The organism is Ureibacillus sp. FSL K6-0786, from assembly GCF_037965165.1.
GTDB classification, from domain to species: Bacteria; Bacillota; Bacilli; order Bacillales_A; family Planococcaceae; genus Ureibacillus; species Ureibacillus thermosphaericus.
In genome coordinates this window covers 930484-944975 of the sequence record NZ_CP150191.1, presented here as the reverse complement: position 1 = coordinate 944975, position 14492 = coordinate 930484, and the positions used below count along the sequence as shown (strand labels likewise).

Annotated in this window: 14 protein-coding genes; 11 read left to right on the top strand and 3 right to left on the bottom strand. The window is 37.1% G+C overall.

Annotation, left to right across the window (positions count from 1 at the left end; genetic code table 11):
* The first annotated feature begins 278 nt into the window (after positions 1 to 278).
* The 10 genes from spoIID to NSQ18_RS04535 all read left to right on the top strand — a co-directional run bounded on the left by spoIID (position 279) and on the right by NSQ18_RS04535 (position 7954).
* On the top strand, positions 279 to 1232 hold the full coding sequence (spoIID, locus tag NSQ18_RS04580) for a stage II sporulation protein D (RefSeq protein WP_339289203.1): 954 nt from the start codon (positions 279 to 281) through the stop codon (positions 1230 to 1232).
* Between the two features lie 205 nt (positions 1233 to 1437).
* Positions 1438 to 2097 carry a M23 family metallopeptidase gene (locus NSQ18_RS04575; RefSeq protein ID WP_339289202.1) on the top strand — a complete coding sequence of 220 codons (660 nt, stop codon included), beginning with the start codon at positions 1438 to 1440 and terminating at the stop codon, positions 2095 to 2097.
* Positions 2098 to 2323: 226 nt separating this feature from the next.
* Positions 2324 to 2581, top strand: coding sequence for a sporulation transcriptional regulator SpoIIID (locus NSQ18_RS04570; protein WP_016839306.1), 258 nt, complete (start codon positions 2324 to 2326; stop codon positions 2579 to 2581).
* A 257-nt stretch (positions 2582 to 2838) separates the two neighbouring features.
* Positions 2839 to 3837 (top strand): rod shape-determining protein, encoded by a 999-nt coding sequence (locus tag NSQ18_RS04565; RefSeq protein WP_016839307.1) that lies wholly within the window; start codon positions 2839 to 2841, stop codon positions 3835 to 3837.
* Positions 3838 to 4094: 257 nt separating this feature from the next.
* The gene (locus tag NSQ18_RS04560) at positions 4095 to 4913 is read left to right on the top strand and encodes a flagellar hook-basal body protein (RefSeq protein ID WP_016839308.1); all 819 of its coding nucleotides are present in this window, start codon (positions 4095 to 4097) and stop codon (positions 4911 to 4913) included.
* Positions 4914 to 4927: 14 nt separating this feature from the next.
* Positions 4928 to 5767 carry a flagellar hook-basal body protein gene (locus tag NSQ18_RS04555; RefSeq protein WP_016839309.1) on the top strand — a complete coding sequence of 280 codons (840 nt, stop codon included), beginning with the start codon at positions 4928 to 4930 and terminating at the stop codon, positions 5765 to 5767.
* 37 nt (positions 5768 to 5804) lie between these two features.
* Entirely contained in the window at positions 5805 to 6089 is a 285-nt protein-coding gene (locus NSQ18_RS04550) for a DNA-directed RNA polymerase subunit beta (protein WP_339289198.1), read from the top strand.
* Positions 6090 to 6409: 320 nt separating this feature from the next.
* Positions 6410 to 6853: a 3-hydroxyacyl-ACP dehydratase FabZ gene (gene fabZ / locus NSQ18_RS04545; RefSeq protein WP_016839311.1), complete on the top strand. Its 444-nt coding sequence runs from the start codon at positions 6410 to 6412 to the stop codon at positions 6851 to 6853.
* A gap of 202 nt (positions 6854 to 7055) precedes the next feature.
* Positions 7056 to 7445, top strand: coding sequence for a hypothetical protein (locus NSQ18_RS04540; protein ID WP_339289196.1), 390 nt, complete (start codon positions 7056 to 7058; stop codon positions 7443 to 7445).
* A gap of 128 nt (positions 7446 to 7573) precedes the next feature.
* Positions 7574 to 7954: a hypothetical protein gene (locus NSQ18_RS04535; protein WP_016839313.1), complete on the top strand. Its 381-nt coding sequence runs from the start codon at positions 7574 to 7576 to the stop codon at positions 7952 to 7954.
* Positions 7955 to 8125: 171 nt separating this feature from the next.
* Here the strand turns inward: NSQ18_RS04535 and NSQ18_RS04530 are convergent, their stop codons facing one another.
* Entirely contained in the window at positions 8126 to 8542 is a 417-nt protein-coding gene (locus NSQ18_RS04530) for a YwpF family protein (protein ID WP_096550345.1), read from the bottom strand.
* A 262-nt stretch (positions 8543 to 8804) separates the two neighbouring features.
* Here NSQ18_RS04530 and NSQ18_RS04525 point away from each other — a divergent pair, with 262 nt between their 5' ends.
* Positions 8805 to 9197 (top strand): single-stranded DNA-binding protein, encoded by a 393-nt coding sequence (locus NSQ18_RS04525; protein WP_168412732.1) that lies wholly within the window; start codon positions 8805 to 8807, stop codon positions 9195 to 9197.
* 447 nt (positions 9198 to 9644) lie between these two features.
* Here NSQ18_RS04525 and NSQ18_RS04520 read toward each other — a convergent pair whose 3' ends face one another.
* Both NSQ18_RS04520 and NSQ18_RS04515 read right to left on the bottom strand, forming a co-directional pair.
* Positions 9645 to 12419: a DEAD/DEAH box helicase gene (locus tag NSQ18_RS04520; RefSeq protein ID WP_339289191.1), complete on the bottom strand. Its 2775-nt coding sequence runs from the start codon at positions 12417 to 12419 to the stop codon at positions 9645 to 9647.
* Complete coding sequence (locus NSQ18_RS04515; RefSeq protein WP_339289189.1) at positions 12416 to 13975, bottom strand: SWIM zinc finger family protein; 1560 nt, start codon at positions 13973 to 13975, stop codon at positions 12416 to 12418. The genes NSQ18_RS04520 and NSQ18_RS04515 overlap by 4 nt, the downstream gene beginning before the upstream one ends.
* Positions 13976 to 14492 lie beyond the last annotated feature (517 nt).

Below are 14492 nucleotides of genomic sequence, written 5' to 3'. Positions count from 1 at the left end.
GAAATCAGATAATAGTCAAACTTAGGAAGATAATAGCCAAATCAAACAGAATAATAGTCAAGTCAGCAAAAATAATAGCCGCACGAAAAATTCTCTTCCAAAGTAATTAGAGATACTAGCCAAATAAACCTAATGTGCTTTCTAAATACAAAAAAATTAGTTAAGAAATACGCCAACTTTAAAGCAATACCACTTCTTCCAACCAAATGAAAATTCCTATCCCCAAAATCTTCTATAAAAAAGATATATTTCCTCATTTCAAATCATAAGTAATATGTATGAAACCATTAAAAATTCACAAAAATCTAATCCCCATTTTCTCGATTGCACTATTTATTTTAGCTTTATTTTTCTTGCCGTTTTTATTCAAAAACTCAAACAAAACTTTAAAAGAAGCGTCAGGGCCATTAGTAGTTGCAGAAGAAGAATGCAATATTTATATTCGCATTACAGGACAAAAGGATCCTATTCCTCTAGAAGAATATGTCGTTGGTGTGGTTGCAGCGGAAATGCCGGTAAACTTTCATCCTGAAGCGTTAAAAGCTCAAGCGATTGCCGCAAGAACCTACGTGCTAAAATCAACAAACAATGGCCAAACGGAAATCGAACCGACTGTTTTAAGACAAGTATTTTATGATGAAGATACGAGAAAAGCAAACTGGCAATCAACTTTTGATGAATACGAGCAAAAAATTAGACAAGCAGTAGAAAGCACTAGAGGAGAAGTACTGAAATATGACGGTGAACTTATTACTGCGATGTTTCATTCAATGAGTAACGGCAGAACAGAAAGCTCCCTAAATTACAGTGGGGTCGACTTACCATATCTTCAATCAGTGGCTAGTGCGGACTTTCATGCAGAAAACTATGTTTCGAAAAATACGCTCACTTTAGCAGAATGGAATAAACTATTAAAGGTCAACATGACGCTCGATGATATTAAAAAAATCCGTACGAAACAAAACAATACTGGGAGGGTAGAAAAAGTAATTGCTGGCAATAAAGAATGGACAGGTCGTGATTTTCGAACATTGCTTGATTTACGATCAACAGATTTCACTATACAAGTTGTGAATGACAAGATTGAAATCACAACAGAAGGCTACGGACATGGTGTTGGTATGAGCCAGTATGGAGCTGATGCGATGGCTAAACAAGGAAGATCAGCTCATGAAATTCTTGCACATTATTACAAAGGCACAACTATTGAAAAAATGATGTGTAAAAAATAAAAGCATTTAACATCAACAACTAACGGGCAGTTCAACAATCATCAAACTCTGGAGGGATCAACACACACAAATTGTCCTAAATTCATACGCTAATAAACAAATATTACGAGCGAAAAAATAATATGCAAAAAATAGTGAAATTTTCCAAAAATATTGTTTAGAAATTCCAAAACTTGTTCATCCTTCATTTAGAGGTGATGAACAAATGAGAGAAGATAACAACAAACAAAATAAAACTTCTCAAAAAACAAACTGGCAGCAAAAACCATGGTTTTGGCCAACAATATACGGGGGCATTGCAGTAGTACTCATTGGTCTAATTTTCACTTATTCAGCACTCACTCGTGAAGATGAAAATGAAATGGTGAACGAACCAACTGTACAAGATGAATCACCAGTCATCGAAACAAATGCACGAACAGAAACACTAAAATATCCTTTTGATGAAAGTCAACTAGAAAACGTAAAAGTATTACAAGACTTCTATGACATGAATGCGGATGCAAAAACACGTGAAAATGCACTATTAGTATTTGATCAAACATTCTCAACATCATCAGGATTGTCAATTTCTATTAACAACGAGCCATTTGAAGTACTAGCTGCAATGAGCGGTGAAGTGAAAGAAGTGAAACTCGATTCTTTCACTGGAAATAAAATTATCATCGCACACCCTAACGGAATGGAAACCCACTATAGTTCCGTATCTGACATCCTTGTAAAAGAAGGGGACTTAGTGGAACAAGGCCAACCAATCGCAACTACGATTGAAAACGAATGGAATCCAACTGCCGGCATCCATCTTCACTTTGAGGTGTTAGAAGATGGAAAACATGTAAACCCAAGAAATTATTTAAACTTCTAATGGATAAAAGCGCAGCCTGAAAGACAAATTCCGTCTTATTGGGCTGCGCTTTTGTACTTTCCTGGGAAAAAAAGTTCTGAAAAATGCGAAACATACATATTGTGAATAAACGTTAAATCGCTAATTGCAAACGTCAATGAAATACATGTATCAGAAAAACGTCGAAATAGATTGTTTATTGTTAGTAAAACTGCACTTTCTTATATCCGATAGAAAGGAAGAGAACGTGCACGAGCATATTCGGCACCGTTGCGTTCGACTGGGAAAGCTGCTTGTGGAAACGGGTGAGACGGTTCGAGTCCTTGCGAAAATGACAGGATATTCAAAAAGTACGGTGCACAAAGACTTAACGGAACGATTACAACTAGTAAATGAAGAATTGGCAAAAGAAGTGAGAGAAATATTAGCCTATCACAAATCCGTTCGTCATTTGCGAGGGGGCGAGGCAACACGTAGAAAGTGGCAGTCCCAAAAAAAACAATGAAAAGGCATTTAGTTTGGCTTTGCATAAAGTCAGGCTGAATGCTTTTTCATTTTCACATACTGAATGTACACATCGCAAAATCCAAAAAAAATAAAAAGGATTCTTACATGAACAAAAAAATGAAAAAGGTTGAAAAAAGTCAAAAATACCCATAATTTAGATGTAATTAGAATTTTTATATGATAAAATATTCTAGATAATGTGTAATATATTGAACGTTAGAGTCGCAATAATTTGGAAGGAGAAATTAGATTATCATGTTTTCTAAAGATATAGGGATCGACTTAGGAACGGCTAACGTACTGATTTATGTGAAGGGTAAAGGAATTGTCTTAAATGAACCTTCTGTCGTAGCAATCGACAAAAAAACAAATAAAGTGCTTGCAGTTGGTGAAGAAGCAAGAAAAATGGTAGGTCGTACTCCAGGAAATATCGTTGCAATTCGTCCGCTTAAAGATGGAGTCATCGCAGATTTCGACTTGACAGAAGCAATGTTAAGACACTTCCTCAACAAACTTGACGTAAAAGGCTTCTTCTCAAAACCACGCATTTTAATTTGCTGTCCTACAAATATCACAAGCGTTGAACAAAAAGCAATTCGTGAAGCTGCTGAAAAATCAGGTGGAAAAAAAGTTTATTTAGAAGAAGAACCAAAAGTGGCTGCAATTGGTGCAGGCATGGACATTTTCCAACCAAGTGGTAACATGGTAGTCGATATAGGCGGCGGTACAACAGATATAGCTGTACTCTCAATGGGAGATATTGTGACAAGCGAATCTATTAAAGTAGCAGGAGATACATTTGATAACGATATACTACAATACATAAAGAAAGAATATAAACTATTAATCGGTGAACGTACAGCAGAAGCAATTAAAATCAACATTGGAACTGTATTTCCTGGCAGTCGCGATGAAACAATGGAAATTCGCGGCCGTGACATGGTAACAGGTTTACCCCGCACGATTACTATTCATTCATCTGAAATTGAAAAAGCGTTGCACGAATCCGTTGCATTGATTGTTCAATCAGCAAAAAACGTATTGGAAAAGACTCCGCCAGAACTATCTGCGGACATTATTGACAGAGGCGTCATTTTAACTGGTGGCGGTGCATTACTTCACGGCATTGATCAATTGCTTATGCAAGAATTAAAAGTACCAGTCTTCATTGCGGAAAATCCAATGGACTGCGTTGCAATTGGTACAGGCATCATGCTAGACAACATTGATCGTTCACCTGGTTCAAAACTATAATTTATGATGAAAAACCGCCTACAATCTAAAAAATAAATTCGCATTTCAAATTGTAAAGCAAGTATTTTTATTGGAAATGTAAATCAAAACGATAACCTAATCACACGTCCGAAACAAATAGTTAATCAATACATGAATTGAACATCATCTACCAAAACTAGAGAAAAGCGAAAAACGGACTATAGTTATTTGCGACTTTTCGCCGATATATAAAGAAGAGAAAAAAATGAACCAGCTGCTAAAAAGAGGTGAATGAGATGTTTAAAGGATTATACACTGCAGCATCCGGCATGCTTGCACAGCAGAGAAAAACGGAAATTTTAACAAACAATATGGCAAATGTGAATACACCGGGATTCAAAGCTGAACAAACGTCGATTCGTTCATTTCCTGAAATGCTTTTATCTGCCATTGATGATACAAACGTTCCTACGAAAAAAGGGTTAAATTTAAACCAAATCCAACAAATTGGAACAATTTCAACTGGTATCTACTTACAAGAGACAATGCCTAATTTTACACAAGGCGATGTGTACGAAACGAATTTTAATACGGATTTCGCTTTAGTAAACGGAAACATCCCAGCAGGAGGCAATATCTTTTTCCGTTTAGCTCATCCGGATGGTGGCGAAGCGTATACGAGAAACGGAAACTTTACATTAGATGGACAAGGATATTTAGTCACTGGAGACGGATACTATGTTCTATCCGAAACAGGCGCTCGCATCCAACTACCGAATGAAGATTTCCAAGTCGCTGACAACGGTGCCGTGTACGTTAACAATCAACAAATCGCGACTATTGGTATAGCCTATGTAGAAAATGCGAACGAACTTGTAAAACAAAATAACGGGATATTCCGTACTCAAAATGGACAAGCGTTGCCATCTGCTTTCGCACAAGGAAATATCACTTTCGCTATTAAACAAAAATTCTTGGAAGGTTCCAATGTAGATCCTGCACAAGCAATGACCGAATTACTTACAGCTTACCGTGCCTTTGAAGCAAATCAAAAAGTACTTCAAGCATATGACAGAAGTATGGAAAAAGCAGTAAACGAAATTGGTAAAGTATAAGGAGGAAGTTAAGGATGCTCCGAACAATGCTCACTGCAACAAACTCATTACATCAAGTCCAACATCAAATCGATACGATTAGCAATAATATTGCGAATGTCAACACTGCTGGCTACAAAGCGAAAGAAGCTCGTTTTTCAGAAATGCTTTACCAAGAATACTTTAACACTCGCAAGGATGAACAAGCCCCAAGATTGACGCCACCAGGCATTCGCTACGGTGTTGGTGCTAAAATTTCGCAAATTCAAACAAACAATGCACAAGGATCATTGCAAAACACAGACAGGGATTTAGACTTTGCATTTACAAAAGAACGCCAATATTTTAATATCTTAATGCCAAATGAAAACAATGAAATCAATATGGTTTATTCTCGTCAAGGTAACTTTTATGTTACGCCTGTCGAAGATGGACAAGTTATGCTCGTAAATGCTGACGGTTATGCAGTAGCAGACAGCTATGGCAATCCTATCATCTTTAGAGACGATGTAGAAAAATTCATTCTCAATGAAAATGGCACATTGCAAGTCAAATTTATAAATGGTGATGAACAATCATTTTTACTAGGTGTTACAGAAATTCATTTACCGCAAGTAATGGAGCAAACAGGCTCATACATAATGGTACCTGCAAATTTAGACGAATTAGGGTATGATGAGAATGATATATTAACAAACTTAGTAGGATTTGGGCGAGAAAGTATAGGTCTTGAAAATCAAAAATTAGAAATGTCTAACGTTAATTTAACTAAAGAAATGACAAATTTACTTCAAGCGCAACGTTCATATCAGTTTAATTCCCGAGCGATTACCATTGCAGATCAAATGTTAGGATTAATCAATGGAATACGTTAATATTGAAATACTTCTAAGAAAATAGGGGAAATAGAAAATGGCAAACGAAATGAAAAGTGGCTCTACTTTGTCGAATCAGGACATCCCTCAAAAAAGAGCGAGACGCCAAGATCGCAATGAGAAACATCCAAAATTTAAAATTTATCGCACAAGATTGATTCCTATATGGCTTAGAATCGTCATTGTGCTAGTTCTTCTATTGCTTGCAAGCGTATTTGGACTAATGATTGGATTCGGCGTAATTGGTGACGGCAACCCATTAGATGCGTTAAAATGGGAAACGTATCAACACATCCTTGACATTATAAACGGAATTGAATAGGTATTTTCTATTAGTGGAAAGATGAGTTCAAATAGGAGGAGACTTCCATACTTTCTTTCCACATTGTCCTATTATGCGATGTGAATGGAAACATATGGTTGACTTGTCATTTCATTGTTTATAAGAATTGAACGAGTCCAATTATCCAAATTTCATTAACGACATGTCTTTGGGTGTTTCTACAAATGTTTTGGATGAAAAACTCTTCAATAATGTTGTGCGTCTTGCTTAATGTGCCAATCGACATAATAGGACATCTTGCGTCCAAAATCCAGCCACTACTTTCGTTTGTTTTATTTTGAATAACTGGGGGGATTCATATGTTAAGTGTTGAACAAATTCAAGGAATTTTGCCACATAGATATCCTTTTTTATTAGTAGACCGTATTCTTGAAGTTGAAGAGGGCAAACGAGCTGTTGGAATTAAAAACGTTTCCATTAACGAACCTTTCTTTAATGGGCACTTTCCAGGCTATCCCGTTATGCCTGGTGTATTAATTGTAGAAGCAATGGCACAGGTCGGGGGCGTTGCATTATTAAACTCCGAGCAATTCAAAGGAAGATTGGCATTTTTAACAGGAATCGACAATGCCCGATTTAAACGTCAAGTAGTTCCAGGTGATCAATTAAAATTGGAAGTAGAATTTGTCAAATTGCGCGGCACAATGGGAAAAGGACATGGTGTTGCTACAGTTGATGGTGAACTTGTAGCGGAAGCAGATATTTTATTTGCAATCGGTCCAGAAGCTCCAAAGGCAAAATAAACTTTCGTAAAAGAAGTGCAAAAATCAAAGGAATAAAAACATCGGAACTGTGACAACCTTTAGTACAAAGGTAAAATTTGTTGAAATGACTCCTAATTTGAAAAATTTTAACAATAGAGATAAAATATAAAAGTTGGATTTTTATTTAGATACAAGTATACGCACCCTTGGCTTTTTTAAACGTAGGAGGTTTAATTTTAGAATGTATAAACAGCTATCATCGGGCGTAAAAATCAGTATTACTCGCTCCATTTCGACGGCATTTGAGCAATATTTAGCTAGCATCGGCTGGGATGAAGATCAATTTTCCATGGAAGATTTTATTGCAAATTGGCAACAATATTTTTTAGAGAACGCAGCATGGTTTGATAAAGTGCCACAAGAAGTATTACTAAGCCCTGAATTCCATGAAGAAATTGCACAAAAAATTGATGAAGTAATCACCAAAATTTTAAGCGAAAAGCCAACGAAAAAACAAATCGAATCCATTGAAAAAATGCAGAACGAACTAGGTACAAATTATACTTACGGTTGCAAGGCTGAAGCGAATTATGTAGAACAGTTGCTAAAAGAACAATTGAAGCAAAAATAACGCCCTGGAACTTTTCCTAAAATTTGGCATAAGTTCTAAAATAGATAATGGATAGTTCCCTCTTTTTTCGCACAAATTAAAATCAGTCACTCGTAGTGACGATTAGCGAAGAAAGGAGGGAATTTTTTATGTGGAAACCGTCCATCTATGCCTTATTGTTAGGGTCTGCTTTATTAGTGGGCTGTAATAATAACGGCGATGAAGACGCCATCAACGATGTAGGGGAAGGCGTAGAAAGAGGCGTACAAGATGTGGGTGAAGGAGTTCGCGAAGGTGTCAATGATATTCAAGAGGGAATTGATGAGACTCTTGATAATGACGTGAACAATAATAATGTTGATATGAATAACGATAGAGTAAATGATGGTTTCCCAGATAACAATGGCGTAATGAACAATAACGATGTCATCCCTGATGATAAAGGAGTTCGTGGGGATGAACGTGGCAACCAAGAAGATGCCATCGAAGACGCTAGAGATATCAGAGACCGCGACACAAAAGATGAATAATCCTCGCATAATCCCCCTTACTATGATGCAGGAGCTATCCACAAAGCGATAGCTCCTTTGTTTTTAATATTTTGTTAAAATATGGCAATTGGGAAATGCGCAAGGAGTATGCTAATATAGAGCTGGGCTATAAAAAGGTTAAAACTTCTACTATAAATCGCGGTGCTAATTTTACCCCTTCAACCGCGGACGCTCGCGCATTCCTTTTTTAAATTCACTTAATAATTCCTCATTGGACAAGTTTTTCTCCAGCAAAGATTGTAACAATTGCTCCGCATATTTTAATCGCACAACTCGTAAATGGCCTTTCAATAAGATTGAAATTCGGTCTTCAAACTCTTCAATGGATTCCACTTTCACCGTAAAAGGTGCTGGTTCATTATCCGGAGAAGTAATCGTCACTTGCACATCAAAGAATTCTTTGGAATCTAAATATTTTTCTAACAACTCTCGATATTGTTTTTCAATAAACAGTTCCAAAATCCACGTTTTTTCTTTATTTTCTTGATTTATAGTAATTCCATCAATCAGTGGAACCTCAATCCCCTCCAGATCCAATTGAAAGGAAATCATTTTGAAAGTCTTCATTGAATTTACCTCCCAACTATTAATTAAGTATAACATAGGGTGATGTGTAAAAATAAAATGAGAAAACTGCTAAATTTTTATTTTGACCATTTTTGGAAAATGCGGATAATCATTGTAATAATCTAGTGTATTGGCATTTTTGCAAACATTTATTCTATATCGAAAAGGAAATTTTGGATTAGAAAAAGGGCTCATTCTTTTATTTTGCGATTTTGTCAAAAATAGGCGCAATCGATATGATGGAGAAAAAGGAGGTGAAATTATGAATCATGTCGGACTAGTCGGGCGATTAACGAAAGATCCAGTTCTTCGGGAATTTGCAGAAAACCGTGTAGCCACGAGCTTTGTCGTAGCTGTTAATCGCAATTATCGCAATCATCAGGGTGATGTGGATGCGGATTTTGTTTTATGCACTGCATGGGGGAAATTAGCAGAACGCATCGTCCAATATTGCGGAAAGGGATCATTAATCGGAGTCAACGGGCGATTGCAATCACGCTCCTATATTAATAAGGAGAATTTCAAAGTGTTTAGTACGGAAGTCGTTGCCGATGAGGTCCGATTTTACTTACTAAAGTCTCCAACCAATAAGCAATCGGAAGTTGAAAAAGATTTTGTACTTCCTGAAACTGAAGAAGGATTACCAGTTACGTGAGAGTCTCTAAAATGAGGAATGGGTTGAAGAAAGTAAGATGGTTTATTAAGTAGGCAACATGTCATTTAAAAATGGGAAAAGGTTATAAGGATGAAAAAGTAAAAGGATTCCGGGTAAACATAGTGGAAGGGTGCAATTTATTAACGGAAGGCAATGGATTGATAATAATAGGGAAATGATAGCAATAAAAGTTTTTGGAGGTGATAAAAAACACTGCTGGATTGTGACCGCCCAGCAGTGCATGGAATAAGAATCTATCAAAATCTATTAATCCACAATTGAATAAAGTGAGGCTATAAACGGATAAACGAGGAAATCAGAATTCGACCAATCTTCTTCCTCCCAAACTTTGTCCGAGGCAACTTGCTTCGGATTTTTTTTAATGCCAGGCACCTCTATTTGGATACTAGGAGTGTTAGGCACTCTTTCCAATCACAATTTTATTGCTTACCCTAACTTAAGCAATTCCATCAATTTATCTTCCTCTAGCTCCGTCAGCCATTGACTTGACTGAATTAATTCTGCAGATAATGCGGATTTCATCTCCAGCATTTGATCGACTTTCTCCTCAATCGTCCCAATTGTAATAAACTTATGCACTTGAACAAATTGCGTCTGGCCAATGCGATAAGCACGGTCCGTCGCCTGATTTTCCACGGCAGGATTCCACCAACGATCCGCATGCAAAACGTGATTAGCGGCCGTCAAATTTAAACCAGTTCCCCCCGCTTTTAATGACAGTAGGAAAATAGGAAAATCTCCAGCTTGAAAGGCTTCAACTAAAGCATCCCGCTGTTCTTTACGCATACTTCCCGTCAAGAACGGCACATCCCAATCAAACAGCTCGAAAAAACAATGTTGCAACAAGTGTCCCATGCCAATATATTGAGTGAAAATCAAGCACTGCTCGCCTCTCTCAACAATTTCCTGTGTCAATTCAACGATGCGCTTTAACTTCATAGAACGCTCTAGCATAATTCGTGCATCACTAAATGGTTCCTTCAAATAAAGAGCAGGATGGTTGCACAATTGCTTCAACTTGCTCAACATCTGCAAAATGCGCCCCTTGCGTTCGAAAGGAGACATTTGCTCCAAGCCTGCCAATGACTCTTGAATGTAGCCTTCATAAAGGGCGGCTTGCTCTTCTGTTAGCGGGCAAAACTCTTTCGTCTCTTGCTTATCTGGTAAATTCAACTGCAATTCTGGATCATTTTTTGTTCTTCTTAACAAGAATGGACGAATTTTTGCACGCAATCTCGTTTTATGCTGGTCAGAATCTTCACGCTCGATTGGCACAATAAACTCGTCTTGGAACTTCTTGAAACTTCCTAAATATCCTCGATGGATAAAATCAAAAATCGCCCACAATTCTGATAAACGATTCTCGATAGGCGTTCCTGTCAACGCAATATGATGGTCGCCATGTAAACGGCGAATTGCTTTCGACTGCATTGTTTGCATATTTTTAATATTTTGTGCTTCATCCAACGTCACCACTGCCCAATGAATAGAATCTAAAAATTCCACATCTTGTGAAATTGTTCCGTATGTGGATAAAACCACTTGAGGCGATTCCTTTAGCAAGAAATGATGAAATTCTTCATCTTTCAAACGGCTAGAAGAATAATGAGTATGAACTTTTAACGTCGGAGCAAAGCGCGCCAATTCCTTCTGCCAGTTTCCTAAAACGGAAGTTGGGCAAACAATGAGCGTCGGTTTCATTTCCCGCAACACTTCATATAAATGCAGAACATAACTAATGAGCTGTACCGTTTTTCCAAGCCCCATATCATCAGCTAATATAGCACCAAATTGTTGATTTCGCATAAATACGAGCCATTCAAACCCTTGTTGTTGATATGGCCGCAACGTTGCATTCAAAGATTTAGGCAATTTCACTGAAGGTAATCCTTGTTTTTCTTGCAACTGATTCACATAGGCCAGCAATGAACGCTGCATTTCAAAAGCAAAGAGCGGATCGTCCTGTTCTGCATCTTCCTCTTCTTCCAACGATGGATTTAAAAGCTCCTCTGGTATCTCGCGGAAAACTAATTCCTTTACGGTCCAATTTTCTTTTTCAGCTTTGTCCATTAATTCTCGCACTTTCGCCATCCAATCGGCATCCATGCGGAACCATTCATTTCCGATTCGAATAAATTCCCGCTTTTCATCAACAATTTTGCGAAACTCTTCCGGGCTGATTTTTTCTCCTCCAATTGATAATTCCCATCGGAAAGATAAAATATCATCAAGCCCAGCCATCGATTTTTGCGAACCACTTTGCGCATTCACACGAACTCGCATTTTCGTTTTTCTTAATTCTTTCAACCAGCCTGGAAGAATCACTTCGAATCCTAAGGCTGTTAACTTTACAAATTTATCGCGGAGAAGGGTTCTCACCTCGGCATCGCTTAATGGCATATGCAAAAATGATTCATCGGATACATTATCCAACATCAACAATTCCAACATTTGCTTATGCGTTTGCCTAATCTCTTCCGAATAGTTCTTCCACTTATCAGGAAGGGCCTCATTCATAGGCAGATGCCGCTTCCGTACAGCTGGCGTCCAATGTTTCGACGAACTGGATGAAAGAATTACGGTTTCCAATAACCATTCCTCAGAATCTTCTTCCGGCTCATTCAAGCGAAGTGCTACTTTCAAATGACCAACAGTTCGATCCTGTTGCAGCGGCCAGCCACCTTCTTTAAAGAACGGAATAAGTGATGGTACATCAGAAAGTTGCAAGCCACGCTTTGCCAATTTCTGATAGATCGCAGTCGTTAAAAACTCCTTCTGCAGATCACTTTCACCATTGGGTAAATGAACGACTAATTCATCCTCAAACATTTCTATATAATTCCATAGGGAAGGGGAGTTCCACAACATTTGCACTTGCTCGATACTTTCAAGCAATAAAGCATCTTCCTCTGTTACTCCTACAAAATGCACAAAAGGATGCTTGAACTGTGGGGAAAGGCATTCCAACAATTCAACAGCAGTAATTAAAAGCGCTTCTTCCTCTAATTCGGCATGCAAACCGTAAAAGTTTGGTTCGTAACGGAAAAAGAAAGCTGATGCTAACTTTTCTTCTGAAACAACAGAGCCGTTTTCGAAAGCCCTAACAGAGTACAATCCCTGCTTCAGTTGTTCGAATGATAATTGATACACGGTTGCGAAAGGAGTATGATTGGATACTTTCCTTAGTTGCAAATCTTTCATATAAATAAATTTCCTTTCTCCAATTCTTCCTGCAATGCGCGGAGTCTTTTATACTGGTTTCGAATGGAAGCAATATACTCTTCCCAAAAATTCATTTTGCCCGCTTTTTTCGCAGCAGTTTTCATCTTTTTCCAAATTCGAACGGCTTGTTTGTAATGAAGTCGCGACTTTTGCTTAATTTCCTCCATCGCATAAAAATGATATAAAGGAAGAACCACTGCTGGAGCTTCTTCCACGACTTCCTTTAACCCGTAAAGTTCTAAATACTCAATTGAAGAAGGGTACAATTGTTGTAACGCCACCCATTCTTCAAATCGCTTTTGTTTCAATAAATACTTCGAATATGGCTGAACTCCGTCTTTTCCAAAAGAAGAATATAATAAAAGTTCCTCATCTTCTGTTAATGCTATATTTTCATATAATGAGTAAATGGATGAAATCATATAGGAACGAAAGGCTGGTTGAACTTTTTGAATAACTCCCTTTAAATATGGGAGAATGCTTCTCAAGAGGATTTCTCCTGCTCGTTCATTTTGCTTGGAATAAGCAAACTTCACCAATCCCAAATAGATTTCCAAATGTTCTGGACGAATATGACGCATATTTTCTTCTAATGCCGAATAATTTTTTAAAATAATATAGAATACAATCAAAAGTTCTGGTATTTTAGTATGCTTTTGCTCTTGTAGAAAAATTAATTCTTCTAACACCCGTCTCTTCTCATAAAACACTTCATCCCAAAACAGTAAGTACAGATTCATTCTTCTACTTACAAAACCTTCCCGTTCAAGCATTACTTCTCGAAGCATGATTTGCATTTTATCAAAAAACGGATCTGTTGCGAAAAGACGGGATTTTCCAGAGAATTCGTGGACGATTTTTTGGATAGATTGAAATCGTTTATCAAAAAAGTGTTGGTAATGGTCGACATGAAATTCTGACTCTAAATCGGTGAAATGGCGTGATAATTGATAAACAACTGCAAGTTCCATAAATAAGCGGTAAATCGGTTGCCATTCTCGTTCAAAAGGAATCTGCTTATTTAATTTTTCCAATGCGTTTTCTGCAATATTTAAATAGAGGAAGCTAGGAATTTCAACCGCCCCCTCCAAATAATGGCTAAGCACTTCATCGACCATTTTCAACCAATTATCAGGGGTGCGAACATTGGCAAGAGCCTGCAAATTGACCGATTTTTTCGAACGCCAATTGCTAATCCATTCTTGAACGGAATCAATATGTTGATATAACGACAATAGAACGCTTACCTTATGTCGGCACCAGCCATTATTCGGGCATGTACAAGTGATGGAGTTGCTGCGAAAATCAATCGTCACTTCTGTTGGGCGCACATCTTTTACAGTTGTAGTAAGGACGGAAAAAACAGAAACGTATCGATGGAAAACAACTGATTGATTTCGGACAGCAAAAAGCGCCCGCCTCATTATCTCTTCATCCTCTGTGACAGAAGGATGCAACTCTCTCTCAATAGTTCGTAATGTTTCGCGAATAAATTTTTCTTGCTCTTCTGCAACATGTGCAACTGATAATACCATTACATTCGCTCCTAAAAAAGTCTTTCCCTTCATTATAACGCGGCATTTAGTGTTTGATAAGACTTGTCCTTTGAAACTTGCTCAATTGCGGGTCACATAAAATTAGCAGACTTAAATTGAATAAAATAGTTTTTTATAAAACGGTATAAATTATTATGATTTTTCAGAAAAATAGTATAAAATAATGATAAATTATCTGAAAATGAGATTAAAATGAATAGAAAGGATATTAATTCCTTATAATTGCCATTTATTTACTAATATTGTAAATTTTATACAAAATTTTGATTATTACTTGGATGAAGAAGGGGGATTTGGGAGAAAATATGAATATCATCCAAATAAAAAGCGGGGAATATGTGGAAAGATAAATTCGTATGATACATTAAGCAATATTTAATGGAAGCTTTATCATTAAAAACTCTTTCTTTTGAATAAGTGATTGGAATTATTTAGAAATTTATGATTTGTATCATTCAAGTTTAAACATAAGCTTTTTTGGAAAACCCTAATAAAG

Excerpts from the sequence above, each read along its gene's own strand:
- NSQ18_RS04520 (WP_339289191.1), bottom strand. The coding sequence starts at position 12,419 with ATGAAAGATTTGCAACTAAGGAAAGTATCCAATCATACTCCTTTCGCA.
- fabZ (WP_016839311.1), top strand. The coding sequence starts at position 6,410 with ATGTTAAGTGTTGAACAAATTCAAGGAATTTTGCCACATAGATATCCT.
- NSQ18_RS04565 (WP_016839307.1), top strand. The coding sequence starts at position 2,839 with ATGTTTTCTAAAGATATAGGGATCGACTTAGGAACGGCTAACGTACTG.
- NSQ18_RS04525 (WP_168412732.1), top strand. The coding sequence starts at position 8,805 with ATGAATCATGTCGGACTAGTCGGGCGATTAACGAAAGATCCAGTTCTT.
- NSQ18_RS04540 (WP_339289196.1), top strand. The coding sequence starts at position 7,056 with ATGTATAAACAGCTATCATCGGGCGTAAAAATCAGTATTACTCGCTCC.
- NSQ18_RS04530 (WP_096550345.1), bottom strand. The coding sequence starts at position 8,542 with ATGAAGACTTTCAAAATGATTTCCTTTCAATTGGATCTGGAGGGGATT.
- NSQ18_RS04555 (WP_016839309.1), top strand. The coding sequence starts at position 4,928 with ATGCTCCGAACAATGCTCACTGCAACAAACTCATTACATCAAGTCCAA.
- NSQ18_RS04550 (WP_339289198.1), top strand. The coding sequence starts at position 5,805 with ATGGCAAACGAAATGAAAAGTGGCTCTACTTTGTCGAATCAGGACATC.
- NSQ18_RS04560 (WP_016839308.1), top strand. The coding sequence starts at position 4,095 with ATGTTTAAAGGATTATACACTGCAGCATCCGGCATGCTTGCACAGCAG.
- NSQ18_RS04515 (WP_339289189.1), bottom strand. The coding sequence starts at position 13,975 with ATGGTATTATCAGTTGCACATGTTGCAGAAGAGCAAGAAAAATTTATT.
- NSQ18_RS04575 (WP_339289202.1), top strand. The coding sequence starts at position 1,438 with ATGAGAGAAGATAACAACAAACAAAATAAAACTTCTCAAAAAACAAAC.
- NSQ18_RS04535 (WP_016839313.1), top strand. The coding sequence starts at position 7,574 with ATGTGGAAACCGTCCATCTATGCCTTATTGTTAGGGTCTGCTTTATTA.
- spoIID (WP_339289203.1), top strand. The coding sequence starts at position 279 with ATGAAACCATTAAAAATTCACAAAAATCTAATCCCCATTTTCTCGATT.